This is a genomic window from Gemmobacter nectariphilus DSM 15620 (assembly GCF_000429765.1).
In the GTDB taxonomy this organism is placed as follows: Bacteria; Pseudomonadota; Alphaproteobacteria; order Rhodobacterales; family Rhodobacteraceae; genus Wagnerdoeblera; species Wagnerdoeblera nectariphila.
Genome location: NZ_AUCM01000003.1, coordinates 576,129 through 602,382, shown reverse-complemented (window position 1 = coordinate 602,382; position 26,254 = coordinate 576,129). Strand labels below are relative to the sequence as shown.

Sequence of the window (26,254 nt, the reverse complement as noted above, 5' to 3'; positions counted from 1 at the left end):
CCGCGCGAAAACCCGGATTCGTCCGTCGGCGGCCTCTGGCCAAGGTCTCGCCGCACCGCTAGGCTTCGGCCAAATCTCAGGGAGACCGCCATGACCAGCCCCGTCGCGATTCAGTTCCTGCCGCTTGATACCGCATCGCTTGCCACCCAGACCGGGCGGCTGGTGCTGCTGACGGCCGGGCAGGGCAAGGGGGCCGTGACGCGCGCGCTCTCGCGGCTGACCAAGGGGGCGGTGGATCGGGCACTGGCCTCGCCGGCCTTCGACAAGCTCAAACCGGGCGAAGCGCTGGACCTGGCCTGGCCCGCGGGCCTTGCGGCCGAGGCGCTGCAGATCGTCAAGCTGGACCCCCGCGCCGACACCGCCACCGCGCGCAAGGCCGGCGCCACGATCGGCGCCCGGCTGGGCGAGGCGGACACGCTGGTCCTTGCCGCCGGCATCAACCGCGCTGCCGAAGTGGCCTTTGGTCTTGCGCTGCGGGCCTATCGCTTCTCGGATCGCAAATCCGAGGCGGCAAAGCCCTTTGGCGCCGTGCGCATGATGGTGTCGGACCCCGAGGCGGTCGCGGCCAAGGCCGGCCCGATGGCGGCGGTGGCCGAAGGCGTGTTCTTCACCCGCGATCTGGTGTCCGAGCCGTCGAACATCCTGAACACCTTTGATTTCGCCGCCCGACTGGCCGCCATGCAGGAACTGGGGCTGGACGTCGAGATCCTGGAAGAAGAGGATCTGGAAAAGCTGGGCATGCGCACCCTGCTGGCGGTGGGCATGGGGTCCGAAAGCCCGTCCAAGGTGGTTGTCATGCGCTGGAACGGCGGCGGCGACGAAGCCCCGCTTGCGCTGGTCGGCAAGGGCGTTTGCTTCGATTCGGGCGGCATCTCGCTGAAGCCGGCCGCAGGGATGGAGGACATGACCATGGACATGGGCGGCGCTGCCGTCGTGGCCGGGGTCATGCGCACGCTGGCGCTGCGCAAGGCGAAATCGAATGTCGTCGGTCTGGTCGGGCTGGTGGAAAACATGCCCTCGGGCCGGGCGCAGCGTCCGGGCGATGTCGTGACCTCGATGAAGGGCGACACGATCCAGGTGACGAATACCGATGCCGAAGGCCGCCTCGTGCTGGCCGATGTGCTGTGGTACGCGCAAGAGCGCTTCAAACCCTCGGGGATCATCGACCTGGCCACGCTGACCGGCGCCGTCATCATCGCGCTGGGGCATGAAAATACCGGCGTGTTCTCGAATGACGATGCATTCTGCGACGAATTCCTGAAGGCGGCGCGGCACGAGTCCGAAGGCGCCTGGCGCCTGCCGCTGGGCGAGGCCTATGACGCCAAGCTGAAATCCGACATTGCCGATATCCGCAACTCGACCGGAGCGCGCGATGCGGGGTCCATCGTCGCGGCCTGCTTCCTGCAACGCTTCGTCAGGCCGGACATGCCGTGGATCCATCTTGATATTGCCGGCACCGCCCTGACCAAGGCGGACACCGCCTTTGCGCCCAAGGGGGCGACCGGCTGGGGCGTGCGCGCGATCAACCACCTGATCGCCGCGCGCGAGGGTTGATGGGCCACGCGCTGTTCTTTCACCTGACGCGATCCTCGCCCGAGGATGTGGTGCGGCTGAACGTGACCCGCGCGCTGGGAATGGGCTGGCGCGTGGTGATCCGCGGTGCAAACCGCGCCGCGCTCGAGCGGCTGGACGAACGGCTGTGGCTCGACCCCGAGGACAGCTTCCTGCCCCATGGTCTGGCCGGCGGGCCGCATGATGCCGACCAGCCGGTTTTGCTGACCCAAGGGACAGCCATGCCGAACGGTGCCCGCGCCTTGCTGGCGCTGGACGGCGCCGATGTCAGCGCCGACGAGGTGGCGGCGCTGGAACGGGCCTGGATCGTGTTTGACGGCTCGGATCCGGCTGCGGTGGAAACGGCCCGCGTCCAATGGCGCACCCTGACCGGCGCCGGGGCCGACGCCGAATACTGGTCCGAGGCTTCGGGGCGCTGGCAGATGCAGACGGCAAAACGCAAGACCTGACGCCGCGGCCGCGCCCCCGACCCGATCGCGCGCGGGGCGGCGATGTCAGAGGGTATTTGCAGAAAGGTGAAGGGGCAGGCGCGCGCGATCTGGCAGCGGCAGCCCGCTGTCTGCACACATCACCTTCCCCAAATACCCCAGGGGGTGAATTGGCCCGGCACGGGCCAAGAGGGGGACTGGTCCCCCTCTCTGTGTTCAGCCGGCCAGCGCGCCGGTCGCCGCCGCGCGAATCGCGGCAATGTTGGCACCATAGACATCCGCCCGCTCGACCGAGCCGCCCTTGAACACCGCCGAGCCTGCCACCAGCACATCAGCCCCAGCGGCCACCAGCCCCGGCGCGGTGCCCGGATCGACGCCGCCGTCGATCTCGATATGCACGGGCCGATCGCCGATCATCGCGCGCAGCTGGCGCACCTTGCCGGTCATGTCGATGAACTTCTGCCCGCCGAAGCCGGGGTTGACCGTCATCACGCAGATCAGGTCCGCCAGGTCCAGCAGATGCGCGACCGAGTCGGCCGGGGTGCCCGGGTTCAGTGCGACACCTGCCTTTTTCCCTGTCGCGCGAATGGCTTGCAGGGTGCGGTGAATGTGCGGGCCTGCCTCGACATGGGCGGTGATGATATCGGCCCCGGCCTTGGCAAAGGCCTCGATATAGGGATCGACGGGCGCGATCATCAGATGCACGTCCATCACCGTCTTCACATGCTTGCGAAAGGCCGCAACCGCCGGGGGGCCGAAGGTCAGGTTCGGGACGAAATGTCCGTCCATCACGTCGACATGCACCCAGTCGGCGCCCTGATCCTCGATCGCGCGGATCTCGCGCCCGAAATCGGCGAAATCGGCGGACAGGATCGACGGCGCGATCTTGATGGAACGGTCAAAGGCCATGGCGGCATCCCCCGGATGATTCCCTGTGGCGCTTTTCCCAAGGATCGGGCGGGGGGGAAAGCGAAAAGGCAGGCGCGTCAGGCAAGATCGACCACGGTGATTTCGGGCGGGCTGCCAAGGCGCACCGGCAGGATCGAACAGCCGATGCCGCCCGAAACGACCAGATCGCGCCCGTCTTCCTGGACATGACCATAGGCAAAGCGGTTGCCATAGCGTGACGGCACCACGGGGGACCAGCCGAACAGCCGCACCTGGCCGCCATGCGTATGGCCTGACAGCGTCAGCGCCACCCGGGCCGGAACCTGCACGAAGATGTCAGGCTCATGCGCCATCAGGATCACCGGCGTATCGTCGGTCACTTGCGCCAGCGTGCCGGGCAGGTCGTCCAGTCCGGTGAACCGTCCCTTGCCCCCGAAGATCGCCAATTGATCCTCGACCCCGGCCAGCCAGAAGCCATCCAGCCTGACCGCACGGTTTGACAGGACCGGAATGCCCGCGCGTTCCAGTGCTGTGGCATGAAGGTTGGGCCCGCCCCCCTGGCGCTGTGCGGTGAGGTCGTCCCACCAGTCGTGATTGCCCAGCACCGCATAACGGCCCATCCGCCCACGCGCCCGCGCAATGATCGGGGCGGCACCGGCAATACGGACCGGCACGGTCACGAACCGGTGCCCAGCCGCATGATCCCCCAGATACAGCACAAGATCGGGCTCCAGCGCATGGGCGGCCGCGACGATCCGCTCCAGCCGCCCAAGCCCGACAGGGGGCCTGCCCAGATGCAGGGCCGACAAGATCACCAGCCGCAGCGGCCCGGCTGTCCAGCCCCGGGGCGTGATCTGCCAGCGCGCGATGCGCAGGCGCAGACCAGGCTAGATGCCAAAGGCATAGCCCCCCATGACATGACCTGCCAGGGTCACCCCCGGCAGGCCTTTCAGAACTCCCCTTCGGGAAATCACTTACAGCTTGGCCGCGACCGCTTCCCAGTTGACCAGCTTGTCGAGGAAGTTCGACAGATAGGCCGGGCGACGGTTGCGGAAGTCGATGTAGTAGGAATGTTCCCACACGTCGCAGCCCAGCAGGGCGGTCTGGCCAAAGCACAGCGGGTTGACGCCGTTTTCGGTCTTGGTGACCTTCAGCGCGCCGTCCTTGTCCTTGACCAGCCAGGCCCAGCCCGAGCCGAACTGGCCGGCGCCGGCGGCGGCGAAATCTTCCTTGAACTTGGCGACCGAACCAAAGGCCTCGGTCAGGGCCTTTTCCAGCTCGGGCGGCATTTTCTTGTCATCGCCCGGGCCCATGATTTCCCAGAACAGGCAGTGGTTCCAGTGCTGCGAGGCATTGTTGAAGATGCCGTTCTGCGCGACCGCACCGGCCTGATAGGTGCCCACGACGATCTCTTCGACCGATTTGTTTTCCCACTCGGTGCCGGCGATCAGCTTGTTGCCGTTGTCGACATAGGCCTTGTGGTGCAGGTCGTGGTGGAACTCCATGGTTTCCATCGACATGCCCAGCAGTTCGAGGGCGTTGTACTTGTAGGGAAGATCGGGGAGCTTGAAGGTCATGGCGCTTTCCTTTCGGGTTGGTCGGCTGCCCCGAATAAGGGCTTTCCGCGCACCGAGGTCAAGGGCGAGGCGCTGGGGCAGGGGGGTGTCGGCCAGTGCTTGCACGTCTTGACGGGGCGATTTCAGCGGTTTGGCCTTGCCCGATCATCGGGGCAGGCGCAGGAGAGGGCAATGGACTGGATCGAATTCACCCTTGCCATGCTGGTGTTTCTCGCCTCGCACCGGGTGCCTGCGGCGCTGGGGCTGCGGCAGGCGCTGGTCCTGCGCCTGGGCATGGCGGGCTATGTCACTGTTTTTTCGCTGGTCTCGCTGGGGCTGTTCTGGTGGCTGATCGTGGCGGCCGGGCGGGCGCCCTTTGTCCCGATCTGGGATCAGGCGCCGTGGCATCGCTGGGTGGTCAACCTTGCCGTGCCGGGGGCGATTCTGCTGGCAACGCTTGGCATCGGGGCGCCGAACCCCTTTGCCTTCGAGGGGCGCGCCCCGGGCTTTGATCCTGCGCGTCCCGGAATTGCCGGGCTGACGCGCCAGCCGCTGTTGTGGGCGCTGGCGCTGTGGGCAGGGGCGCATCTGCTGGCCAATGGCGATCTGGCGCATGTGCTTTTGTTCGGAACCTTCCTGGCGATGGCGCTGGCCGGACTGCCGCTGGTCGAGCGGCGCAAGCGCCGTGCCCTTGGCGATGCCGCGTGGCATCGGCTTGCGGCGCGAACCGCGCTGGTGCCCTTTGGCGCGCTGCTGTCCGGGCGCTGGCATCCGCGGGCTGCGCCGCCCTGGCGCAGGCTGATCCTGGCCGTGGCGATCTGGGCGTTGCTTTGGCACCTGCATCTGCCGGTGATCGGCGTGACGCCAGCCCCCTAGGCTTGCTGCCGGGCGCGGGCGCGACTATCACCCGAAAGCGCCGTCAGGGGGGGGAAGATGACCGAGGACCGCATCCGTGACCATGCGTCGGCCCTGCTGGACGCCTTCGACACTGCCGCGCCTCTTGCACCGCTGACAGCATCCGAACCCGCGTTGACGGTCCCTGATGCCTATCGCATCGCCTTTGACCTGATGGGCCGCCGCATCGCGCGGGGCGAGCGGCCGATCGGCTGGAAGATCGGCTTTACCAACCGAACCATCTGGGACGAATACGATGTGCATGCGCCGATCTGGGGCGTGATGTATGACAGCGGGCTGACGATTGCCACGGGGGCGCAAGCCGACTGCCGCATCGCCCATCTGCACGAGCCGCGGATCGAGCCCGAGATCGCCTTTCGCATCAGCCGCACGCCCACGCCGGGGATGGACGAGGCCGCGCTATTGGGCTGCTTCGACGCCGTGGCGCATGGGGTCGAGATCGTGCAGTCGCCCTATCCCGGCTGGGTCTTTCGGCCGGTGGATACGATGGCGGCGGGCGCGTTGCATGGGGCCTATGTGCTGGGGCCGTGGCTAGGGCTGGCCGGACAGGCGCCCGCGCCGCTGCTGAGGGATCTGGCCAGCTTTACGCTGACCCTGCGCTGCGATGACGGGACCGAGGACCGGGGCCATGCGGCCAATGTGCTGGACAGCCCGCTTTCGGCGCTGCGCCACTTTGTCGACGGGATTTCCGAATGCCCGTTCGGGCGGGGGATCTTGCCGGGTGACATCATCACCACCGGCACGGTCACCCGGGCCTTTCCGGTTGTCCCGGGCCAGATCTGGACCACCCATCTTCAAGGGCTGGCGCTGCCGGGCCTGACCCTGCGCTTTCTCTGACGTCCCAGCTTTGAAAGGATCCCCGCCATGACCATGCAGGCCATCGTTCTGAACGACTTCGGCGGGCCCGGTGTGCTGAAGCTGTCGCTAACCGCGCGCCCCGCGCCTGGGCCAGGCGAGATTTTGCTGCGCCATACCGCCATCGGGGTGAATTTCCACGACTGCTATGTCCGCTCGGGCCTTTACCGCACCCTGGCCTTGCCCGGCATTCCGGGGATCGAGGCGGTCGGCGTCATCGAGGCCTTGGGCGAGGGGGTCACCGGCCTGCGCCTTGGCCAGCGGGTCGGCTGGGTCAGCGGGCGGTATGGCGGCTATGCCACCCATCGCGTCTTGCGGGCGGCCGAGGCGATCGCGCTGCCCGATGCGATCCCCGATGCCGAGCTGGCTGCAACGCTGATGAAGGCGCTGACGGTCAGCGTGCTGGTCAGCCGCGCCCACCGGGTCACGGCGGGTCAGACCGTGCTGGTCCATGCGGCGGCCGGCGGGGTGGGGCAGCTGCTGTGCAGCTGGTGCCGCCATCTGGGCGCCACGGTCATCGGCACTGTCGGCACGCGCGAAAAGGCCGCGGTGGCCGAGCGGGCCGGGGCGCATCATACGATCCTTTACCGCGAGGAAGATTTCGTTGCCCGCGTGCGCCAGATCACCGGCGGGGCCGGGGTGGCCGCGGCCTATGATGCGGTCGGCAAGGAGACTTTTCGCGGCTCGCTCGACTGTCTGGATTTCGAAGGCACGCTGGTGAACTATGGTCAGGCCTCGGGGCCGGTCGATCCGCTGACACCTTCGGATCTGGCGGTGCGCTCGGTCTCGCTCGTGCGGCCCATCGTGTTCCACTATATCCGCAGCGATGATCGTCTGGCCGCCCTGTCGGCCCAGGTGTTCGAGGCGTTCCGCGCCGGCGTGATCCGCCCGATCACCCCCCTGACCCTGCCGCTGGCCGATGCGGCCCGGGCCCATGAGGTGCTGGAGGCGCAGCGCAGCCCGGGCGGCGTGGTCCTGCTGCCCTGACCGGCGCGGTCCTGGATCGTCCCGATTCGCGCCCTGCGTCCGGGGGGACATCGCCGATCGTCAACAAACCGGCCTTGCCGCACAGATTCTGCACCGTCTGGAAACGGCGCCCCGGCCTTTGTGGCAAGATCATGCAGTCGTGGTAAATGACCCTGGTCAGCTTCTGCGCGAGCGGCATTGTTTCCCGGAGGCTGCGAATACGATCGCGGCGCAGGGCAGGTTCTGCAAGGTTTGCCCTGATTTTGCCACAATTTGTCCCGTCCGGGGCCTGCAAGTATTTCCAGCCAGGAAACAGCGCCTTTTGTCAAAGCCTTGCGCAGTTCGCGTTCCGGTTGCGCCCCAAGGCCTATGTGCCTCAGTCCTGACACTTTTTCGCTTTTGCCACCAGGTCGGGGGCGTTAGTAATTCCTTAGCCTTGCTGGGGCGTACGAGTGGACCGTGGGGGCGGTCGTGGTGGTGAAATCGGGGCAGGTCTGCGCCCCACTGGAATCGGACATGTCGTCAGACAGTCCGGGCCGCTTGCGGCCCGGCAGGACAATCATGCGCCGAACTCCTCTCCACCCGATGGTCCGACGGGGGCCTCTGATCGGGGGCTCTCGCCTGAACGGTTGTCCATTCGGACAGTCGCTGGTGAAACGGGCGGTTGTCGGCGTTGTGGCCGAGGCCGGATGAGAGGAAAGAGCGATGCCGGTTTTCGCGCTGTATAATTTCAATGATACGGATACTTCCATCCGGGATGCGGCGCTGGACAACGGCGCGCAGGATGGGCTTTACATGAATGGCGCCTACGCCTCGGGCGGGGTTGTCAACTTGGACGGTGTCAACGACATCGCCAAGATCTATACCTCGGACACGTTCCAGATGGATCGTGGCACGCTGGGGATCAAGTTCACCCAGACCGAACATGTCGGCACCGGCGCAAACACCGTGCTGTCGCGCGACAGCGAAGGTCTGGCCGATGGCGGCGGCTTCCGGGTCGAGGTGCAGGCCGATGGCTCGATCCTGATCAGCCATGAAACGGCCACCGAAACCGTGACCTATGCGACCGATGCCGGCTTCCTGAGCCCCGGCGATGTGGTCGAGCTGTCCTATTCGTGGAATTACGGCGGCGCCGAGCCTGGCAAGCTGGTGATCGTCAACCATACCCAGGGCACCCTGTTCAGCGATGACGTGCCGAACACCCTGACCATGGACATGGGCGGCGAGAACCAGAACTGGATGGTTGGCGGCGGGCAGTCGAATTCCCCGCCCAACACGCTGGCCGGGATCGACACGCATTTCAACGGGACGGCGGAATATCTGTCGTTCTCGGACACGATCGACAACACCGGCGGCGGCGAGCGTGATGGCATCGTCTGGGGCACGGCGGGTGGCGATCTGATCGACACCAGCTATACCGGCGACAACGACGGCGACATGATCGACAACGGCGATGCGCTGCTGTCGGGGGCCGCGCCGAACGATGACTTCGTGATTGCGGGCGATGGCGACGATACCGTTCATGCCGGCGAAGGCGATGATGCGGTGTTCGGCGGAACCGGCAACGACGAGGTCTATGGCGGCAATGGCGCCGACACGCTGAGCGGCGGGGCTGGTGACGACACGCTCTATGGCGGTGCGGGTGATGACACGCTCTTGGGCGATGTGGGCAATGACAGCCTGTCGGGCGGCGAGGGCAATGACCTGCTGACGGGCGATGCGGGCAATGACACGCTGTCGGGCGGTGCCGGTGCCGATACCATGCTGGGCGGCGATGACCGCGACACCTTTACCAGCATTTCCGCCGGGGACTATATCGACGGCGGCGAAGGCGGCGACGATTACGACGTCCTCGATCTGACCGGCGCAGGCCCGCTGCGTGTGAGCTACGACTCGGACAACCCCGAGAACGGCACCGTCACCTTCCTTGATGGCGACCGAAATGTCGTCGGAACCACGCGGTTCGTGAATATCGAACATGTCATCCCCTGCTTCACGCCGGGCACGCTGATCGCCACCCCGCGCGGCGAGGTTCGGGTGGAAGAACTGCAGATCGGTGATCGGGTGATCACGCGCGACAACGGCATCCAGGAAATCCGCTGGACGGGTCGGCGCGACATGTCGGCGGCGGATTTCGCGCTGGCGCCGCACCTGCGCCCGGTTCTGGTGCGCAAGGGCAGCCTGGGGCATGGCCTGCCCGAGCGTGACATGATGGTCAGCCCGAACCACCGCCTGCTGGTGGCGAACGACCGCACCGCGCTGTATTTCGACGAGCACGAGGTTCTGGTCGCTGCCAAGCATCTGGTTGGCGAGGGGATCCAGTCGGTTGCCTCGGCCGGGACGGCCTATATCCACTTCATGTGCGACCGCCACGAGGTGGTGCTGTCGAACGGCGCCTGGACCGAGACGTTCCAGCCGGGCGATCAGACGCTGAAGGGCATGGGCAATGCGCAGCGGACCGAAATTTTCGAGCTGTTCCCCGACCTGAAACAGCCCGAAGGGATCGAGGCCTATTCGGCCGCGCGCCGCACCCTGAAACGGCATGAGGCGCTGCTGCTGGCGCGCTGACAAGGTTATGCAGCGGAAGCGGGGCTTGCCGGGGGGGCAGGCCCCGTTTCTATGTCTGGTGCGCCGCGCGCCAAGCGGCCCAGGCCTCGGGCGTATCCAGATCGGTCAGCGCGTGATCGCCGGGCAGGGTGACCAGCTGCACAGGGTCCCGATGTCGGGCCAGCACGGACCGCGCGCCTTCATCGCCGCTCAGCGCCGCAAGGTCGGGGAACAGATCGGCGGGGAACAGAACGGGGTGTCCCGGCGTTCCATCGCTGGCCGCGCCGCGCAGGATCGCGGCTGGCGCGCTGTCATGGCGTGCCAGCATCCGCGCCAGATCCTTCGCGTCAAGATCGGGCATGTCGGCAGGCAGGATCATCAGCCCCGAGGCCCCCGCCGCCCACCGCGCGCCGTGCCGGATCGACGCCGCCATCCCTTCGGCCGCATCGGCAAGGATCGCCGTCTCGACCGGCAGACCCTGCAGCGCGGCCAGCCGCAACGGGCGATCCGGGGGCAGGGTGACAAGCACGCGCTGCGCTGCACCTTGGGCAGTCATGGTCTGCCGGCGCAGCAGGGGCATGCCCGCGACAGGCTCGAGCAATTTGTCACGCCCTTGCATCCGGCGGCTGGCTCCGGCCGCAAGAACAAGGATCCTGACGTCGCTGCCATGCGGCATCTGTGCGCAAAGCCCCGAGACTGGGCAAGGCCAGTGCGTTTGCACCAGGCCTGCCGCAGGTGTTCCGTGTCAACTATCCCGCATGCGGCCGGCAAAGCTGGATCATGGCGGCCTTGACCATCCTTGGTGGCGCCAGGGGGCCTGGGCTGAACGCCGTGATCCTGACATGTCCAGGACGCGATCCCCTTTTTGTCGCGGCACAAGATGAATCGCAAGGTTCTTGGCCGTTGGATCGGGATCGGCCCTTGACCTCTCGTCATGGCCAGCTGCCCCAGGGCGGTGCACCCCGTGCGGCCAAGAGACGGCGGGGACAGGCCGGCCGATCCGCCGATCCGGGCTGGCAGGGCGGCGCACAGTCCGGTTTTGCATCCATGGCGGCCCCGTGTGGTGCGGCTTTGTGTTTCGCGCTTGCATCCTCGGCCGATCCGGGCTAATCGCGCGGCACTTCACAGGCAAGGGCGGGCCTTGCGGGGGAGACATCCCCGCAGGTCCACCGGTTGGGGCACTGGCCCTGAATCCCTTGCTCAGGCGCAAACCGGAAAGGAACCACCATGGCGCTTCCCGATTTCTCCATGCGTCAGCTGCTCGAAGCTGGCGTTCACTACGGTCACCAGACTCAGCGCTGGAACCCGCGGATGGCCGAATACATCTACGGCGACCGCAACGGCATCCACATCCTTGACCTGACGCAGACCGTTCCGATGCTGGATCAGGCGCTGAAAGTCGTGCGCGACACCGTCGCCCGTGGCGGCCGCATCCTGTTCGTCGGCACCAAGCGCCAGGCGCAGAAGTCGGTTGCCGAAGCTGCCGAGAAATGCGCGCAGTATTACATGAACCACCGCTGGCTGGGTGGCACGCTGACCAACTGGAAGACCGTCTCCCAGTCGATCCAGCGCCTGAAAGCCATTGACGAGCAGCTTGCTCAGGGCGCCGAAGGCCTGACCAAGAAAGAGCGCCTGAACATGGAGCGCGAGCAGGCCAAGCTGACCGCCTCGCTGGGCGGGATCCGCGACATGGGCGGCGTGCCGGACCTGCTGTTCGTGATCGATGTGGGCAAGGAAGATCTGGCCGTTCTGGAAGCCAACAAGCTGGGCATTCCGGTCGTCGCCGTGGTCGACACCAACTGCTCGCCCAAGGGCGTCACCCATGTGATCCCGGGCAACGATGACGCGGCCCGCGCCATTGCGCTGTACTGCGATCTGGTCGCCCGCGCGGCTCTGGACGGCATGACCGCCCAGATGGGCGCTGCCGGCATCGACCTTGGCGCGCTGGACGAAGCGCCCGAGGAAGAAGCCGTCGAAGGCTGATCGGGTCCGCCCGTCACCGGATTGTTGCCGGGCGGGGGTATTCCCCGCCCGATTCCGTAATTCAGACAAGGGAGAAGCCGCATGACGATCACGGCTCAGATGGTTAAGGAACTGCGCGAAGTGACCGGCGCAGGCATGATGGACGCCAAGAAGGCGCTGACCGAGGTTGCTGGCGACTTCGAAGCCGCCATCGACTGGCTGCGCACCAAGGGTCTGGCCAAGGCTGCGAAAAAGGCGGACCGCGTGGCCGCCGAAGGTCTGATCGGCGTTGCCGTCTCGGACGGCAAGGGCGTCGCGATCGAGATCAACTCGGAAACCGACTTCGTCGCCAAGAACGCCGACTTCCAGCAACTGGTGCGCGAAGTGACCAAGGTTGCCCTGGAAACCGGCGACTCGGTCGAGGTGGTCAAGGCGGCCGACCTGAACGGCCAGACCGTCGAGCAGGTCATCACCGATGCCATCGCCCGCATCGGCGAGAACATGACCTTCCGCCGCATGCACGTTCTGGAAGGCGACACCGTCGTGTCCTATGTCCACAATGCCGCGACCGAAGGCATGGGCAAGATCGGCGTGCTGGTCGCCCTGAAAGGCCCGGCCGACAAGGCGCAGGAAATCGGCAAGCAGTTCGCGATGCACATCGCTGCAACCGCGCCGCTGTCGCTGTCGGAAGCCACCCTTGACCCGGCCGTGGTCGAGCGCGAGCTGCAGGTCCAGACCGCCAAGGCGCTGGAAGAAAACGCGGCCTCGGCCAAGCCCAAGCCCGAACAGGTGATCCACAACAACATCATCCCGGGCCGGATGAAGAAGTTCCTGGCGGAAAACACCCTGCTGGGTCAGGCTTTCGTGATCAACCCGGACCTGACCGTCGAACAGGCGGCCAAGGAAGCCGGCGTCGAGATCACCGGCTATGCCCGTGTGGCTGTCGGCGAAGGCGTCGAGAAGAAAGAAGAAGACTTCGCCGCCGAAGTCGCGAAGATGAACGCCCGCTGAGCCTTTCAGGCCTTCGGCCCCAGTCAGTGTGACGAACGGGGCCCTGCAGTGTCGTGCTGCAGGGCCCTTTTCCTTGGGCGAGGTCTGTCATCACCAGGCGCAGATTTCATGGGAACGGTTGCCCCAGCATCCGGGCTTTCCAGACGCGCCCTCTGGATAACGTGTTCCCATCTGAACCGGGAGGCGCTTGCCCGAAGCGTCCTGATGCCAACGACTGATCCAGGGTCTTGACGTTGCTGGCGCGCGCGGCGTCGCTGCCGTCCGTCATGGCGGCCATTGCGCAGGGGGCTGACGCTGCATGGGCCTGCTGTGATGGCAAGGCCAGAGGCATGGATCTTGCATCCCGCATCCTTTGCCTGCGCGGTGGCCGGCGGGCCCCGCGTGCAAAGCAGTCCAGGGGCAAGCGCTCTTATCCCTGTTTGCGCCTTCATCACCCTGTCTGTCACCAGCGACAGAATGCGATCAAAGGGGGCGTGAATATGGCAGCCTTGGCCTGCCATCCAAGCGCCGTTCCGGCGGGCAGAGCGATGGTCCAACAGAAAACGGAGCAGCCCGCAAGGGCTGCTCCGTTTCCTTTGCGCCCTCATCTGGGGATGAGCAGGGCGCGAGCGGGAGCCGGGAATGCCGGCCGGGGACCCCGCCTGAAATACGCGCGGGGACAAGGCAGTTTTGACTGGATGCCGCCAAAGACTGAATGCAGGTGGTTTAGGGGCAATCATGCCGTCGGGATAGTCTGGAAATCCTTACCCGACACATGAAAAATACCAAGTAATTCATTGATTTATATGCGTTATCTGGATTTTTAGGATGGGTCGGCAGGCTTGAAATGCACCTGCCGACCCGATCACCGGTTGCCCGGCTTGCAGGAGACCGGCCTTGAAATACGCCGACCCGATCTGCCGTCCCTGGCTTTCGCCACCACTCATGGAACATGAACAGGGTGTCATATTACCTTGCGTCACGATAGTCAGGGAAACCCTACCTGTCCATCTGGTCAGCTTCGGGCCGGGGGCCCAGCTTGCCCGCCTCGGTCACATTTCCGGCGAACAGATGGTTGAGCAAGGCGGCCTTGGCCACCGCATGGGCGGTGGTGTCGACATCCAGCACCTCGCGCGCAAGGCGCAGGTGCTTTTCCACCATGGCAGGCGAGATGCCCATGATCGTGGCGATATCCAGCGTGGTCTTGCCTTCGGCCACCCATTCCAGCGCCTCGCGCTGGCGGGGCGACAGCGGGCGGCGCTGGATCGGAAACGGCATGCCCTGCATCTTGAGATGCATCATCAGGCAGATCGCATGGATCTCATCGCCGCGCTCGCGCCAAAGCGCGTCGATATCGTCCTGCGTCAGCCCCTCGCGCGCGGCGAGGCCCATGGCGGCGCGGTTGCGGGGCAGCGGGTCGGGAAAGCTGATCGAATATCCGGCGACCATGCCTGCGCTCCGCCCCATGTCCTGGGCGGCGATCTCTTCGGCCGACAGGCGGCCTGCGCGCCGCTCTTCCTCGGCCCAACGCCAGGAACAGGCGCCGGTGTGGGTGGTCACCCAGCGAAACATCGGGGTGCGCATGAAGAACCCCATGTCGAAATAGTCCGACATCGAGTTGCGCGGATGGTTCGACAGAAAGACCGCATCCAGCATGTCCCCCAGCGAGTCGGCCCGGCCTTGCCGGGTCGCGCCGTAATTCACCCGGTCGAAGCCGTATTCCGCCAGCGCCACCAGAAGATGGGCCCACAATTCTTCCGGCGTGTGGGCGCTGGCAATTCGTTGCATATGAGCCAAGGCGTTGCTCAAATGAAGACCTCCCCCTGCCGGCAATGCCTGCAGAACATCAGCAGCCGGCTGCTGCCGATATTGATTGTGCGCAAGGCTTGTCGTGCTCATCCCGTTTCCCCTAATACAGGGGTCGGACCGCCCCTGTCCATGCGGCGGCGGCCTGGATTGGCGGCCTGACCGTCGTGATGGAGAGAACCTTGCAGAACAGCCGTGATGTGATCGTGATCGGAGGGGCCGTCCATGGCGCCTCGGTGGCCTGGTGGCTGACGAAATTCTCGCCAGGGTTGCGCGTAACCGTGATCGAGCGTGATCCGAGCTATGCCAAGGCCGCAACGGCGCTGTCGGTCGCCTCGGTGCGTAGCCAGTTTTCGAATCCGGTGAATGTGGCGATCTCGCGATTCGGGGTCGATTTCATCCGCAACTTCGGCGAGGAGCTGGCGCTGGAGCCTGGGCAGGGCGATCTGGGGCTCAAGGAAAACGGCTATCTGTTCCTGGGCGCAACGCCCGATGCGCCGGCGGTGATGGAAGAAATCGCCGCCATGCAGCGCGGCATGGGCGCGGTGACAGAGGTTCTGCCGCCCGAAGGCGTGGCCCAGCTGTTTCCCTGGATGAATGTCGAGGACCTGACGGCGGGCAGCTATGGCGCGCGTGACGAGGGCTGGTTCGACAACATGGGCCTGCTGGGCGGCTTTCGCACCGCCGCGCGGCGCCAGGGGGTCGAGTTCGTGCACGACGAGGCGGTCGGCTTCGAGATGGCGGGCGACCGGATCACGGCGGTCAGGCTGGCCTCGGGCAAGGTGCTGTCCTGCGGGTCGGTGATCAACGCTGCCGGCACGCGCGGGGCGCGGGTGATGGATTGGGCAGGCGTGCCGATCCCGGTCGAGCCGCGCAAGCGCACGGTCTTTGTGATCGACGCACCGAACGCGCGGCACCCGGATGCGCCACTGATCATCGACCATCTGGGCTATTACATGCGCCCCGAGCATGAAGGCTGGATCTGCGCGACGGTGCCCGAAGGCGATGGCCCTTGCGATGTCGACGATTTCGAGCCCGAGGCCCATCTGTTCGAGGATGTGATCTGGCCGATGCTGTATCAGCGCTCCGAAGGGTTCGACGCCTGCAAGGTGCAAAGGCTTTGGGTCGGGCATTACGACTATAACACGCTGGACCAGAACGCGATCGTCGGCCGCCATCCGGCGCGGGCGAACCTTTATGTGCTGAACGGCTTTTCGGGGCACGGCTTGCAGCAGGCGCCGGCCATCGGGCGCGGCATGGCGGAACTGGTGCTGCATGGCGCCTACCGCAGCCTCGATCTGTCCGAGCTGGGCGTCGAGCGGGTGCTGGAAGGGCGGCCGTTCCTTGAGCGTGCCATCGTCTGAGGCAAGACCGGCGGCCCCGTCTAGGGGTGGCAGGCGCCGGAACCGGGGGGCTGTCTGCCCCCCGGACCCCCCGAGGATATTTGCCTCAAGGCGAAAGGATCAGGACTTTTTCATCGGGCAGGTGTTCAGCCCGAAGATCGAATAAAGCGGGCAGGTGGAAAACAGGCCTGTCAGCAGCGGCACAAGGCCGATCAGATACAGCCAGCGCATGGATGCGCCGGGATTGAGGAAAAAGCCTGCAAGCAACGCGACGCCCACGACAATGCGCAGGATACGGTCGATGCCGCCGACATTGGTCTTGAACATGAGGGTGTCCTTTCCCCGATACCTGCCGGATCTGGCAGTCGTATCCAGTCTAGCGCCGCAGACGGGCGCTGTCTGTGACAAGATCACGCGGGATTGGCCAGCCGTTCCAGCCCGGCGCGGTCGATCAGCCGGATACGGCCGCGATCGGTTTGCAGAAGGCCCTGCCGGGCCATGGCGTCCAGCCGGCGCGATACCACCTCGCGCGCGGTGCCGATCCGGGCGGCCAGGTCGGCCTGGGTGACATGGGCGGTGCCGCCCTGTTCCAGGTCCAGCAGCGCGGCGGCCAGGCGAGGATCGACGCGGGTAAAGGCGACCCGTTCGAGCAGTGCCGTCATGTCGGCCATCCGCGCCGCGAAACTGCCAAAGACAAAGCGGCGAAACGGGCGGGCGCGGTCCATCAGGTCGTGGAACTGCGCGGCCGGGATCTGCACCACGCGGCAATCGGTGGCGGCATGGGCCTCGGCTGTGTAGGGGGCATCGCCCAACAGGCCCAGCGTCGTCTGCACGCAGCTTTGGCCCGGCTCGACGGCATAAAGCAGGATCTCGCGCCCCGACGGGCCAGTCAGATGCACATCCACCCGACCGCTGAGCACTACGGCAAAGCTGCGGGCGCTGTCGCCAGCGGCAAAAAGCCGGGTGCCGCGCGCGATGTCGTGAACCGGCAGCGCATCCAGCCAGGCGCGGTCGGCCGCGTCCAGATCGGGAAGCGCGCTGCCGGTCCAGCCCATTCAGCCGCGCCCGCGCTTTTCGAACCGGGGCAGCATGGCGGAAAAGTCCATGCCCTTGCCGTCTTCGGATTCGACAAACTGGGTGTAAAGCGCAGTGGCCAGCTGACCCATCGGCGTGTCGGCATCGGCCGATTCCGCCGCCTGCTGCGACAGGCGCAGGTCTTTCAGCATCAGTTCCGAGGCAAAGCCGGGCTTGTAGGCATTGTCGGCCGGCGATTTCGGCCCGACGCCCGGTGCCGGGCAATAGGCGTTCATCGACCAGCTGTACCCCGACGAGGTCGAGACCACATCGAACATCTTCTGCCGGTCAAGGCCCAGCTTGTCGGCCAGCGCAAAAGCCTCGCAGGTGGCGATCATGGTGACGCCAAGGATCATGTTGTTGCAGATCTTGGCCGACTGGCCGGCCCCGGCCGCACCGCAATGCACGGCCTTTTGCCCCATGATGTCAAAGAGCGGCTTGACCTTGGCAAAGGCGTCGTCCGAGCCGCCGACCATGAAGGTCAGCGTGCCAGCCGAGGCCCCGCCGATCCCGCCCGAGACCGGCGCATCCAGCGCGCCCAGCCCGGCGGCGGCGGCCTGATCCGCGACGGCGCGGGCGCTGTCGACATCGACCGTCGAGCAATCGCACAGCACCGCGCCTGCCGTCATCGCCGGGATCACCTCGGCCGCGACCGAGCGCAGGATCGCGCCATTGGGCAGCATGGTGATGACGACATCGGCGCCCGTGGCGGCCGCAGCGGCGGTTGCGGCCTTGGCGACGCCCTCGGGCATCGGGGCGGCAAGGTCAAAGCCTGTCACCTCATGCCCGGCCTTGACCAGGTTCAGCGCCATCGGGCCACCCATGTTGCCCAGTCCGATAAATCCGATTTTCATGTATCCTCCCAGCGCCTTGCGGCGCACCCTTGATGTATCATTCGAAGCTCAGGTCCTGACCCTCGGGCAGGGGGGCCAGCAGGCGGGCCACCACCGCGCCCGGCAGGTTGTCCAGCCGGTATTGCCACTGCGGGTTGCGGTCCTTGTCGATGATCTGCGCCCGCACGCCTTCGAGGAATTCGGCATGTTCCAGCGCGCGCGAGGTAAAGCGGAATTCGTTCGACAGGGCCGAGCGGATATCCGGCGTCTCGCGCGTCATGCGCACGAGTTGCAGGGTGCATTCCTCGGACAGGGCGGAGTTGCGGCGGATCACCTTGAGCGTTTCGGCGGCGAATTCGGTGCCGCTGGCTTCCAGCGCTGCTGCGATGGCAGAAACGCTGCCGGCGGAAAATGCGGCGTCGATCTCGCCCCGCAGGGGCGCCAGCCGCGACGGCGCCTGAGGCGCCAGATCCACCGGGATCACCCCCACATCGCCGGTTTCCGCCAGCCGGTCCTTGAGCGCGGGCCAGTCGGCCTCGGGGACATAGGCATCGGCAAAGCCGGTCAGCAGCGCATCTGCCGCGCCGAACCGGCTGCCGGTGACGCCCAGATATTCCCCAAGCCGCCCCGGCGCGCGGGCCAGCAGCAGCGTGCCGCCCACATCCGGGATCAGGCCGATTCCGGTTTCCGGCATGGCGATCTGCGTGCTGTCGCCCACCACCCGATGACTGGTCAGCCCGCCGACCCCGACGCCGCCGCCCATGACGAAGCCCTGCATGAAGGCGACGATGGGCTTGGGATATTCCTTGATCTTGGCGTTCATGCGGTATTCGTCGCGCCAGAACGCCGGGCCCGAGGTGAAATCCCCCGCCCGGCCCGCGTGATAGATCGCGGCAATGTCGCCGCCCGCGCAGAACGCCCGATCCCCGGCGGCGTCGATGATGACCAGCTTCACCTCGGGGTCGTCGCGCCAGTCGTCCAGCGCGGCTTCCAGCACCTCGGCCATGTCGTGGTCCAGCGCGTTCAGCGCCTTGGGACGGTTGAAGGTCAGCCAGCCCGCATGTCCCTGCTTGCGGGCGATCATCGTTGCATCGTCGGTCATGTCACGCCTTTCCTGCCAACATGCCGCGCGCCACGATCACGCGCATGATTTCATTGGTGCCTTCAAGGATCTGGTGAACGCGCAGATCGCGCACGATCTTCTCGATCCCGTAGTCGGCCAGATAGCCATAGCCACCATGCAGTTGCAGACACTGGTTGGCCACGTCAAAGGCCACGTCGGTGACATACATCTTGGCCATGGCGCAGAATTTGGTGGCATCCGGCGCGGCATTGTCCAGCTTCCACGCCGCCTGGCGCAGGAAGGTACGGGCCGATTGCAGCTTGACCTCGCACTCTGCCAGCCGGAACTGCAGCCCCTGGAACTGGTCGATGGATTTGCCAAAGGCCTTGCGCTCGGCCATGTAGGTGACGGTGGCATCCAGCGCCGCCTGCGCGCCGCCCAGGGCGCTGGCCGCAATGTTCAGCCGCCCGCCATCAAGGCCGACCATGGCATAGACAAAGCCGCGGCCTTCCTGGCCGACAAGGTTTTCGTGCGGCACAAGGCAATCGTCGAACTGCACCTGGGCGGTCGGTTGCGCGCGCCAGCCCATCTTGTCTTCCAGCCCGCCAAAGGACAGCCCGCCCGCGCCATTCGGCACGATGACGGTGGAAATCCCCTTCGGCCCATCCTCACCGGTGCGGCACATCACGACATAGGCATCGGAATAGCCACCGCCCGAGATGAAGGCCTTGGTGCCATTCAGCTTGTAGCCCTCGTTGGTCTTTTCCGCGCGGGTGCGCAGCGCGGCCGCGTCCGACCCTGACCCAGGTTCGGTCAGGCAATAGGAGAACACCTTCTCCATGCTGCACAGCGCGGGAAGCCATGCGGCCTTGACCTCGTCGCTGGCGAACTTGTCGATCATGCCGCCGCACATGTTGTGGATCGACAGGAACGACCCGACCGAGGGGCAGGCCATCGCCAGCGCCTCGAACACCAGCGTCGCATCCAGCCGCGACAGGCCCGAGCCGCCGAACTCTTCCGAGACATAAATCCCGCCCAGCCCCAGTTCGGCCACCTTGGCCCACAGTTCGCGCGGGATGGTGCCCGCCACTTCCCACTCGCGCGCGAAAGGCGCGATATGTTCCTGCCCAAAGGCATGGGCCATGTCGAAGATGGCCTGCTGTTCCTCGCTCAACCCGAAATCCATCGCGCCCTCCTCCGCCACGACCGACCGATCAGCAGGCAGGCCCTGAGCGCCCGCGCTGCATCATCTTGCTTCAAATACCCTCGGGGGGTGAATTGGCCAAAGGCCAAGAGGGGGGCAGACTGCCCCCCTGCGCCATAGACGTCAGTCCATGGCCTTGAAGTTGAACTCGCCGCCTTCCTTGATCCCCGAAGGCCAGCGCGAGGTGATCGTCTTGGTCCGGGTATAGAACCGGAACGCGTCGGTTCCATGCTGGTTCAGGTCACCAAAGGCCGATTTCTTCCACCCGCCAAAGGTGTGATAGGCCAGCGGAACCGGGATCGGCACGTTGATGCCGATCATGCCGATGTTCACACGGTTGGCAAAGTCGCGCGCCGTGTCCCCATCGCGGGTGAAGATCGCGGTGCCGTTGCCGTATTCGTGGTCCATCGCCAGTTTCAGCGCCTCTTCATAGGTCTTGGCGCGGACAGTCGACAGGACGGGCCCGAAGATTTCCTTCTTGTAGATGTCCATGTCGGGGGTGACATGGTCAAAGAGGTGCGGGCCGACGAAGAAGCCGTCCTCATAGCCTTGCAGGCTGAAATCGCGGCCATCGACCACCAGTTTCGCGCCTTGCTGAACGCCCGATTCCACCAGGTTCAGGATGTTCTGCTTGGCGGCGGCGGTCACGACCGGGCCATAGTCCACATCGTTGCCGGCGGTATAGGGGCCAACCTTCAGCTTCTCGATGCGCGGAACCAGCTTTTCGATCAGCGCATCGGCGGTTTTCTCGCCCACCGGCACCGCGACCGAGATCGCCATGCAACGCTCGCCCGCCGCGCCATAGCCGGCACCGACCAGCGCGTCGGCGGCCTGATCCAGGTCGGCGTCGGGCATGATGATCATGTGGTTCTTGGCGCCGCCGAAGCACTGCACGCGCTTGCCGTTCGCGCAGCCGCGCGAATAGATGTAATGCGCGATCGGGGTCGAGCCGACAAAGCCGATCGCCTGGATCGTCTCGTTGTCAAGGATCGCGTCGACCGATTCCTTGTCGCCGTTCACCACCTGCAGCACGCCATCGGGCAGGCCGGCTTCCTTGAACAGTTCCGCCAGCATCATCGGGACCGAGGGGTCACGTTCCGACGGCTTGAGGATCATCGCGTTCCCGGCGGCCAGGGCAGGGCCCATCTTCCACAGGGGGATCATGGCGGGGAAGTTGAACGGCGTGATGCCCGACACGACGCCCAGCGGCTGGCGCATCGAATACATGTCGATGCCGGGGCCGGCGCTGTCGGTGAACTCGCCCTTCAGCAGGTGGGCGGCGCCGATGCAGAATTCGATCACTTCCAGACCGCGCTGCACATCGCCCTTGGCGTCGGGAATGGTCTTGCCATGCTCGCGGCTCAGCGCCTCGGCCAGCTTGTCCATGTCGCGGTTCAGCAGATCGACCATCTTCATCATGACGCGGCCGCGGCGCTGCGGGTTGGTCGCGCCCCAGGCGATCTGTGCCTTGGCCGCGTCTGCAACAGCCGCGTCCAGCTCGGCCTTGGTGGCCAGTGCCAGCTTGCCCTGAACCTCGCCGGTGTGCGGGTTGAAGATGTCGGCAAAGCGGCCCGAAGTTCCGGCAACGCGCTTGCCGTTGATCCAGTGTCCAATCTCGTACATGGGTATCCTCCCGTGAAACTGGGCGCACCTTAGTCTTGCAGAACTGCCGGGTGAAGGGGCAATCTGGCAAAAGGGTTTTGCACTTCTGCAAAGGGTGACGATGGACTGGGATGATCTTCGGGTGTTCCTTGCGGTGGCGCGGGCCGAAAGCCTGTCAGGCGCGGGCAGGGTGCTGAAATGCGATGCGGCGACGGTCGGGCGGCGCATCGCGCGGCTCGAGGAAGGGCTGGGCGCCAAGCTGTTCGTCAAGTCGCCGCAAGGCTATGCGCTGACCGATGCGGGCGCGCGGCTGATGCCTCATGCCGAACAGGCCGAACAGGCGATGGCGGCGGCGACCGAGGATCTGGGCGGGGCCGCCGGGCAGCTGACCGGGCAGCTGCGCATCGGCGCGCCCGATGGCTGCGCGAACTACCTGCTCCCGCAGGTCTGCGCCGCGCTGTGCGATGCCAATCCAGGGCTGGAGATCCACATCGTTGCGCTGCCCCGCGTCTTCAACCTGTCGCGGCGCGAGGCGGATATGGCGATTGGCGTCTCGCCACCGGCGGCCGGGCGGCTGACGGTGCAGAAGCTGAGCGACTATCACCTGCACCTTGCCGCGCACCGTGACTATCTTGCCGCACACCCGCCCATTCGCAGCCGCAGCGATCTGCGCGGGCACCGGATGATCGGCTATATCCCGGACATGATCTTTGACAAGGAACTGGATTATCTGTCGGTCACGGGGGCCGAGACGGTGGGCCTTGGGTCGAATTCGGTCTCGGTGCAGATGCAGATGGTGCGCGCAGGCGCCGGCCTTGGCATCGTGCATGACTTTGCCATTCCCGCCTGTCCGGGCGTCGTCAAGGTGCTGGCCGATGACATCGCGCTGACCCGCAGCTTCTGGCTGATCCGCCATGCCGATGACCGCCGCTCGGACCGGCTGAACCGGCTGGCCGGCGCGCTGGCCGACGGCTTTCGGCGCGAGGTTGCGCGGCTGGAAACGCAGGCGCGTCACGACAGCCAGGGCTGATGGCGGCAATGAATCGTTGACAGGTTTCGGCCCCCCGTGTCCGATGGACTCAGGGGAGTGCGCTGTCAGTGCAGGAGGACCAAGCCATGCTGGTGCAACAGATTCTGAATGCCAAGCCCGAGCAGACGGTCGTGACCGTGCCGCCGGGATCGACCGTGCGCGAGGCGGTCGAGGTGCTGGCCGCGCGCCGGATCGGGGCCGTGGTGGTCTCGTCCGACGGGTCGCGCATCGCCGGGATCCTGTCCGAGCGCGACATCGTGCGCGAGCTTGGGCGCCAGGGGCCGGGTATCCTTGACAAGCCCGTCGATGCGCTGATGACCGCGACCATCGTCACCTGCACCCGGTCCGACACCGCGCTTCAGGTGATCGAGCGCATGACACAGGGCCGCTTTCGCCACATGCCGGTGATGGATGACGGGCGCATGATCGGCATGATCTCCATCGGCGATGTGGTCAAGGCGCGCCTGGACGAGCTGGTGATGGAAAAGGACGCGCTGGAAGGCATGATCAAAGGCCACTGATTCCAAGGTGCCTGCTGTTCAATCTTCGCTTGCATTGGCCTGCGCAATAATGTTGCGTATGCAGCATTGCAGCGAGGGATGCGCTGCGTGACAGCAGGGAGGTGGCCATGCGGATTGGTCTTTACCCAGGAACCTTCGACCCGGTGACCCTGGGACATATGGACATCATCGAGCGGGCCACGTTGTTCCTTGATCGGCTGGTGATCGGCGTGGCGATCAACCGGGACAAGGGGCCGCTGTTCTCGCTGGAGGAACGGGTGTCGATGATCGAGACCGAGGTCTCGGCGCTGCGCGAGCGCACCGGAATCGAGATCGTCGTTCATCCGTTCGAGAATCTGCTGATCGACTGCGCCCATGATGTCGGTGCCAGCGTGATCGTGCGCGGCCTGCGCGCGGTGGCGGATTTCGAATACGAATTCCAGATGGTCGGCATGAACCGTGCCCTCGACAGCTCGATCGAGACGGTGTTCCTGATGGCCGATGCGCGCCGGCAGGCGATAGCCTCGAAACTGGTCAAGGAAATCGCCCGGCTGGGCGGTGATGTCGTCAAGTTCGTCCCCAGCCGGGTGAACGAGCAGCTGCGCGAACGATTCGGTCCGGTCAATCCGCGCTGATCGCTTTCCGGCGCGGCCTCATCGGGCCCGCGCCGGTTCCGGCCAGATCGTTTTGGCCCCTGTCCGTCCCGGATCCTGCGTTGGCTTTGGCAGTCAGATTGACTGCAAGACCATAGGGAGGGGCCCTGAACCGACCAGGCTTTATCGCCAATGGTCAAACCGCCTTGCGGTTCCCTGGTCGCGGGCCTGTCTGGCGTCAGACAGAGGCGGCGCTGGCAGCTGTCGCATCTCCGGTCTCGGTCGGAGCGGAAAACCACGGACAAAACGCCCGAACCCTGCTCAGAACGCCCGAACCACCACTTTTGGGCCCGTCCCGGCCGGTATTTGCCCGGTCAAGCCCTTTCGACAGACAGAAGGGGGGCTCCTTGGCGCGTTCATGGCCTGACTGGCTTGCGATCAGTCGGTGAGAGCGCGGGCAGGCACACCATCAACCCCGCCATGGCATGGCCGGTTCTGCGGTTCGCGTGCGTGCTGTTACCGTTGAAGCTCAGTAGGCCGGGGCAGGAAGAAAGCTGCGCGCCTTTGATCTGGACGAGTCGACCGAGGCGCGCCCCGGCCCTTGCAGAACATCGCAATGAGTTAAGCGATCGGCTGAACAGTACCGCGCATTATCTTGATTTTTCAGGGAGATTTCTTTTGGCTGGGGCGCCAGGATTCGAACCTGGGAATGGCGGTACCAAAAACCGCTGCCTTACCACTTGGCGACGCCCCAACCGTGAGGGGGTGTTTAGCCAAGCTCGCGGGGGGCTGCAAGAGGCAAAATCCGACTTTCTTTGCGTTGATCGCGCGCCCGGTTTCTGACAGGAGCGAAAGTTCAACAGGGCAAGGAAAAGACCATGGAACGGGTGGATGTTGCCGTGCTGGGGGCCGGGGCTGCCGGGCTTTATGCCGCGATCGAGGCGGCACGTCGCGGCCGCAAAGTGCTGGTGATCGACCATGCCGCCAAGCCTGCCGAGAAGATTCGCATCTCGGGGGGCGGTCGGTGCAACTTCACCAATCTCGGAATCGCCCCGGAACGTTTCCTTTCGGAAAATCCGCGCTTTGCGCTGTCGGCGCTGCGGCGGCACACCCAGCATGATTTCATCGCGCGGATGAAGGACTGGGGAATCGCCTGGCATGAAAAGACGCTGGGGCAGCTGTTTTGCGACGGGCCGGCGACTCAGGTGGTCGATGCCCTGTGCCGCGATCTGCGGCAGGCGGGGGGGCAGTTGTGGCTGGGCTGTGCGGTGGCCGGTGTCACCCATGACGGCGCGTTCCGGCTGGATACGGCGCGCGGGCAGGTCGCGGCCGAGTCGCTGGTGGTGGCGACTGGCGGGCGGTCGATCCCCAAGATGGGGGCCACGGGGTTTGGCCATGATCTGGCGCGCCAGTTCGGTCTGCGCCTGGTCGAGCCGCGCCCGGGGCTTGTGCCGCTGACCTTCTCGGATGCGCTGCGCGAGAGCATGGCGGGACTGGCCGGGCTGTCGGTCGAGGCGGTGGTCGCGTTCGGCAAGACGCGGTTCCGCGAGGGCCTTTTGTTCACCCATCGTGGCCTTTCGGGGCCGTCGATCCTGCAAATCTCCAGCTATTGGCGGGAAGGGGCGCCGATTCGGGTGGATCTGATGCCGGACCGCGATGCGGCGGGCGAACTTGCGGATCTGCGGCGCAAGGCGGGGGGGCAGCTCGTGGGCAATGCGCTGGCGGCGCTGGTGCCCGAACGGCTGGCCCGTCAGGTGGCGGTCTGGGCCAATACGCCGGGCCGGCTGGCCGATCTGAAGGCGCCCGATCTGCAACGGCTGGCCAATGTGCTGAACGGCTGGGAGGTGCTGCCCATGGGCACCGAGGGCTGGCGCACCGCCGAGGTCACGCTGGGCGGCGTGGACACCCGCGATCTGGATGCCCGCACGATGGAGGCGCGAGGGGTGCCCGGCCTCTATTTCATCGGCGAGGTGGTCGATGTCACCGGCTGGCTGGGCGGCTACAACTTTCAGTGGGCCTGGTCGTCGGGCTGGGCGGCCGGACAGGTGGCCTGAGGGTCAGTTCCGCCCCAGCCGCTCGACATGCTCGGCCAGCGCGACCAGCTTTTCGGGGGTCGGGGTCATCACGCCAGGTGCGGTTTCCACAAGGACGGTCGGCCCTTCCAGCAGCGGGCCGAATTCGGGCATCGGGCCGATGCCGCCCTTGCCCTGATGATAGCCATAGACCTTGGCCATCACCGCGACCTGCGGGAACTTGCCGCCATTCGCCGCCGCGAGGCCGGTCAGATCAGCCGGGCGGGGTTTCACGCCTTCGGCGGCCGGGCCATCGCCCTTGCCGGTGGCGCCATGGCAGGCGGCGCAATAATCGGCATAGAGGCGTGCGCCATTCGCCCCCGGATCGCGTTGCGGCAGGCCGGGCAGGCAGGCGGCCAGTGCGGCGGCCGTAACGGTCAGGGCGGCGGCGAGTGCGGCCTTGCGGGATGCCTCGGTCATTGCGCGCTCCTGAACATGCGAACCTTGACCTAGAA

Annotated in this window: 25 protein-coding genes and 1 tRNA gene; 13 read left to right on the top strand and 13 right to left on the bottom strand. The window is 65.9% G+C overall.

Going from position 1 to position 26,254, the window contains the following annotated elements:
- Positions 1-90: 90 nt before the first annotated feature.
- A complete protein-coding gene (locus G481_RS0102890) occupies positions 91-1,554 on the top strand; it encodes a leucyl aminopeptidase (protein ID WP_028028664.1) in 1,464 nt (487 codons plus the stop codon).
- Entirely contained in the window at positions 1,554-2,021 is a 468-nt protein-coding gene (locus tag G481_RS0102885) for a DNA polymerase III subunit chi (protein WP_028028663.1), read from the top strand. Before G481_RS0102890 ends, G481_RS0102885 begins: the two co-directional genes overlap by 1 nt.
- 195 nt (positions 2,022-2,216) lie before the next feature.
- On the opposite strand, the gene rpe is transcribed toward G481_RS0102885, so the two are convergent.
- From rpe to G481_RS0102870, 3 genes are all read right to left on the bottom strand, one after another.
- Positions 2,217-2,909, bottom strand: coding sequence for a ribulose-phosphate 3-epimerase (gene rpe, locus G481_RS0102880; RefSeq protein WP_028028662.1), 693 nt, complete (start codon positions 2,907-2,909; stop codon positions 2,217-2,219).
- A 77-nt stretch (positions 2,910-2,986) separates the two neighbouring features.
- Complete coding sequence (locus G481_RS22685) at positions 2,987-3,703, bottom strand: metallophosphoesterase (protein WP_211235172.1); 717 nt, start codon at positions 3,701-3,703, stop codon at positions 2,987-2,989.
- Between the two features lie 159 nt (positions 3,704-3,862).
- Complete coding sequence (locus G481_RS0102870; RefSeq protein WP_028028661.1) at positions 3,863-4,465, bottom strand: superoxide dismutase; 603 nt, start codon at positions 4,463-4,465, stop codon at positions 3,863-3,865.
- A gap of 171 nt (positions 4,466-4,636) precedes the next feature.
- Here G481_RS0102870 and G481_RS0102865 point away from each other — a divergent pair, with 171 nt between their 5' ends.
- From G481_RS0102865 to G481_RS0102850, 4 genes are all read left to right on the top strand, one after another.
- Positions 4,637-5,320, top strand: coding sequence for an NnrU family protein (locus tag G481_RS0102865; RefSeq protein ID WP_028028660.1), 684 nt, complete (start codon positions 4,637-4,639; stop codon positions 5,318-5,320).
- Between the two features lie 57 nt (positions 5,321-5,377).
- Positions 5,378-6,196, top strand: a complete 819-nt coding sequence (locus G481_RS0102860) for a 2-keto-4-pentenoate hydratase (RefSeq protein ID WP_028028659.1) — start codon at positions 5,378-5,380, stop codon at positions 6,194-6,196.
- A gap of 27 nt (positions 6,197-6,223) precedes the next feature.
- Positions 6,224-7,201 (top strand): quinone oxidoreductase family protein, encoded by a 978-nt coding sequence (locus G481_RS0102855; RefSeq protein WP_028028658.1) that lies wholly within the window; start codon positions 6,224-6,226, stop codon positions 7,199-7,201.
- Between the two features lie 684 nt (positions 7,202-7,885).
- Positions 7,886-9,748, top strand: a complete 1,863-nt coding sequence (locus G481_RS0102850) for a Hint domain-containing protein (RefSeq protein ID WP_028028657.1) — start codon at positions 7,886-7,888, stop codon at positions 9,746-9,748.
- Positions 9,749-9,797: 49 nt separating this feature from the next.
- On the opposite strand, the gene G481_RS0102845 is transcribed toward G481_RS0102850, so the two are convergent.
- On the bottom strand, positions 9,798-10,403 hold the full coding sequence (locus G481_RS0102845) for a nucleotidyltransferase family protein (RefSeq protein WP_028028656.1): 606 nt from the start codon (positions 10,401-10,403) through the stop codon (positions 9,798-9,800).
- Between the two features lie 551 nt (positions 10,404-10,954).
- Here G481_RS0102845 and rpsB point away from each other — a divergent pair.
- Both rpsB and tsf read left to right on the top strand, forming a co-directional pair.
- A complete protein-coding gene (rpsB, locus tag G481_RS0102840; protein WP_028028655.1) occupies positions 10,955-11,710 on the top strand; it encodes a 30S ribosomal protein S2 in 756 nt (251 codons plus the stop codon).
- Between the two features lie 81 nt (positions 11,711-11,791).
- Positions 11,792-12,700 (top strand): translation elongation factor Ts, encoded by a 909-nt coding sequence (tsf, locus tag G481_RS0102835; protein WP_028028654.1) that lies wholly within the window; start codon positions 11,792-11,794, stop codon positions 12,698-12,700.
- Between the two features lie 978 nt (positions 12,701-13,678).
- Here tsf and G481_RS22680 read toward each other — a convergent pair.
- Positions 13,679-14,488: a helix-turn-helix transcriptional regulator gene (locus G481_RS22680; RefSeq protein ID WP_161630503.1), complete on the bottom strand. Its 810-nt coding sequence runs from the start codon at positions 14,486-14,488 to the stop codon at positions 13,679-13,681.
- Positions 14,489-14,667: 179 nt separating this feature from the next.
- Between G481_RS22680 and G481_RS0102825 the strand changes: the two genes are divergently transcribed.
- Positions 14,668-15,849 carry an NAD(P)/FAD-dependent oxidoreductase gene (locus G481_RS0102825; RefSeq protein WP_245594912.1) on the top strand — a complete coding sequence of 394 codons (1,182 nt, stop codon included), beginning with the start codon at positions 14,668-14,670 and terminating at the stop codon, positions 15,847-15,849.
- A 99-nt stretch (positions 15,850-15,948) separates the two neighbouring features.
- Here G481_RS0102825 and G481_RS0102820 read toward each other — a convergent pair whose 3' ends face one another.
- The 6 genes from G481_RS0102820 to G481_RS0102795 all read right to left on the bottom strand — a co-directional run bounded on the left by G481_RS0102820 (position 15,949) and on the right by G481_RS0102795 (position 21,625).
- The gene (locus G481_RS0102820; protein WP_028028652.1) at positions 15,949-16,155 is read right to left on the bottom strand and encodes a YgaP family membrane protein; all 207 of its coding nucleotides are present in this window, start codon (positions 16,153-16,155) and stop codon (positions 15,949-15,951) included.
- An 83-nt stretch (positions 16,156-16,238) separates the two neighbouring features.
- Positions 16,239-16,883: a Crp/Fnr family transcriptional regulator gene (locus G481_RS0102815; protein WP_028028651.1), complete on the bottom strand. Its 645-nt coding sequence runs from the start codon at positions 16,881-16,883 to the stop codon at positions 16,239-16,241.
- A complete protein-coding gene (gene mmsB / locus G481_RS0102810) occupies positions 16,884-17,756 on the bottom strand; it encodes a 3-hydroxyisobutyrate dehydrogenase (RefSeq protein WP_028028650.1) in 873 nt (290 codons plus the stop codon).
- Positions 17,757-17,793: 37 nt separating this feature from the next.
- Positions 17,794-18,837 (bottom strand): enoyl-CoA hydratase/isomerase family protein, encoded by a 1,044-nt coding sequence (locus G481_RS0102805; protein WP_028028649.1) that lies wholly within the window; start codon positions 18,835-18,837, stop codon positions 17,794-17,796.
- Position 18,838: 1 nt separating this feature from the next.
- Positions 18,839-19,984 (bottom strand): acyl-CoA dehydrogenase family protein, encoded by a 1,146-nt coding sequence (locus G481_RS0102800; RefSeq protein ID WP_028028648.1) that lies wholly within the window; start codon positions 19,982-19,984, stop codon positions 18,839-18,841.
- Between the two features lie 141 nt (positions 19,985-20,125).
- Complete coding sequence (locus tag G481_RS0102795; protein ID WP_028028647.1) at positions 20,126-21,625, bottom strand: CoA-acylating methylmalonate-semialdehyde dehydrogenase; 1,500 nt, start codon at positions 21,623-21,625, stop codon at positions 20,126-20,128.
- A 100-nt stretch (positions 21,626-21,725) separates the two neighbouring features.
- Here G481_RS0102795 and G481_RS0102790 point away from each other — a divergent pair, with 100 nt between their 5' ends.
- The 3 genes from G481_RS0102790 (at position 21,726) to coaD (ending at position 23,769) form a co-directional block, all read left to right on the top strand.
- Positions 21,726-22,634, top strand: a complete 909-nt coding sequence (locus G481_RS0102790; protein ID WP_028028646.1) for a LysR family transcriptional regulator — start codon at positions 21,726-21,728, stop codon at positions 22,632-22,634.
- 86 nt (positions 22,635-22,720) lie between these two features.
- Positions 22,721-23,155 carry a CBS domain-containing protein gene (locus G481_RS0102785; protein ID WP_028028645.1) on the top strand — a complete coding sequence of 145 codons (435 nt, stop codon included), beginning with the start codon at positions 22,721-22,723 and terminating at the stop codon, positions 23,153-23,155.
- A gap of 107 nt (positions 23,156-23,262) precedes the next feature.
- Complete coding sequence (gene coaD / locus G481_RS0102780; protein ID WP_028028644.1) at positions 23,263-23,769, top strand: pantetheine-phosphate adenylyltransferase; 507 nt, start codon at positions 23,263-23,265, stop codon at positions 23,767-23,769.
- A gap of 637 nt (positions 23,770-24,406) precedes the next feature.
- Here the strand turns inward: coaD and G481_RS0102775 are convergent.
- Positions 24,407-24,481: transfer RNA gene (locus G481_RS0102775), tRNA-Gln, on the bottom strand.
- Positions 24,482-24,566: 85 nt separating this feature from the next.
- On the opposite strand from G481_RS0102775, the gene G481_RS0102770 reads away from it, so the two are divergent.
- Complete coding sequence (locus G481_RS0102770) at positions 24,567-25,781, top strand: BaiN/RdsA family NAD(P)/FAD-dependent oxidoreductase (protein ID WP_281171635.1); 1,215 nt, start codon at positions 24,567-24,569, stop codon at positions 25,779-25,781.
- 3 nt (positions 25,782-25,784) lie between these two features.
- On the opposite strand, the gene G481_RS0102765 is transcribed toward G481_RS0102770, so the two are convergent.
- Positions 25,785-26,219, bottom strand: coding sequence for a c-type cytochrome (locus tag G481_RS0102765; RefSeq protein ID WP_035024815.1), 435 nt, complete (start codon positions 26,217-26,219; stop codon positions 25,785-25,787).
- Positions 26,220-26,254 lie beyond the last annotated feature (35 nt).

Bases quoted from the DNA above. Each gene is read 5' to 3' on its own strand.
- G481_RS0102890 (WP_028028664.1), top strand. From the start codon at position 91: ATGACCAGCCCCGTCGCGATTCAGTTCCTGCCGCTTGATACCGCATCG.
- G481_RS0102885 (WP_028028663.1), top strand. From the start codon at position 1,554: ATGGGCCACGCGCTGTTCTTTCACCTGACGCGATCCTCGCCCGAGGAT.
- rpe (WP_028028662.1), bottom strand. From the start codon at position 2,909: ATGGCCTTTGACCGTTCCATCAAGATCGCGCCGTCGATCCTGTCCGCC.
- G481_RS0102870 (WP_028028661.1), bottom strand. From the start codon at position 4,465: ATGACCTTCAAGCTCCCCGATCTTCCCTACAAGTACAACGCCCTCGAA.
- G481_RS0102865 (WP_028028660.1), top strand. From the start codon at position 4,637: ATGGACTGGATCGAATTCACCCTTGCCATGCTGGTGTTTCTCGCCTCG.
- G481_RS0102860 (WP_028028659.1), top strand. From the start codon at position 5,378: ATGACCGAGGACCGCATCCGTGACCATGCGTCGGCCCTGCTGGACGCC.
- G481_RS0102855 (WP_028028658.1), top strand. From the start codon at position 6,224: ATGACCATGCAGGCCATCGTTCTGAACGACTTCGGCGGGCCCGGTGTG.
- G481_RS0102850 (WP_028028657.1), top strand. From the start codon at position 7,886: ATGCCGGTTTTCGCGCTGTATAATTTCAATGATACGGATACTTCCATC.
- G481_RS0102845 (WP_028028656.1), bottom strand. From the start codon at position 10,403: ATGCCGCATGGCAGCGACGTCAGGATCCTTGTTCTTGCGGCCGGAGCC.
- rpsB (WP_028028655.1), top strand. From the start codon at position 10,955: ATGGCGCTTCCCGATTTCTCCATGCGTCAGCTGCTCGAAGCTGGCGTT.
- tsf (WP_028028654.1), top strand. From the start codon at position 11,792: ATGACGATCACGGCTCAGATGGTTAAGGAACTGCGCGAAGTGACCGGC.
- G481_RS0102820 (WP_028028652.1), bottom strand. From the start codon at position 16,155: ATGTTCAAGACCAATGTCGGCGGCATCGACCGTATCCTGCGCATTGTC.
- G481_RS0102815 (WP_028028651.1), bottom strand. From the start codon at position 16,883: ATGGGCTGGACCGGCAGCGCGCTTCCCGATCTGGACGCGGCCGACCGC.
- mmsB (WP_028028650.1), bottom strand. From the start codon at position 17,756: ATGAAAATCGGATTTATCGGACTGGGCAACATGGGTGGCCCGATGGCG.
- G481_RS0102805 (WP_028028649.1), bottom strand. From the start codon at position 18,837: ATGACCGACGATGCAACGATGATCGCCCGCAAGCAGGGACATGCGGGC.
- G481_RS0102800 (WP_028028648.1), bottom strand. From the start codon at position 19,984: ATGGATTTCGGGTTGAGCGAGGAACAGCAGGCCATCTTCGACATGGCC.
- G481_RS0102795 (WP_028028647.1), bottom strand. From the start codon at position 21,625: ATGTACGAGATTGGACACTGGATCAACGGCAAGCGCGTTGCCGGAACT.
- G481_RS0102790 (WP_028028646.1), top strand. From the start codon at position 21,726: ATGGACTGGGATGATCTTCGGGTGTTCCTTGCGGTGGCGCGGGCCGAA.
- G481_RS0102785 (WP_028028645.1), top strand. From the start codon at position 22,721: ATGCTGGTGCAACAGATTCTGAATGCCAAGCCCGAGCAGACGGTCGTG.
- coaD (WP_028028644.1), top strand. From the start codon at position 23,263: ATGCGGATTGGTCTTTACCCAGGAACCTTCGACCCGGTGACCCTGGGA.
- G481_RS0102765 (WP_035024815.1), bottom strand. From the start codon at position 26,219: ATGACCGAGGCATCCCGCAAGGCCGCACTCGCCGCCGCCCTGACCGTT.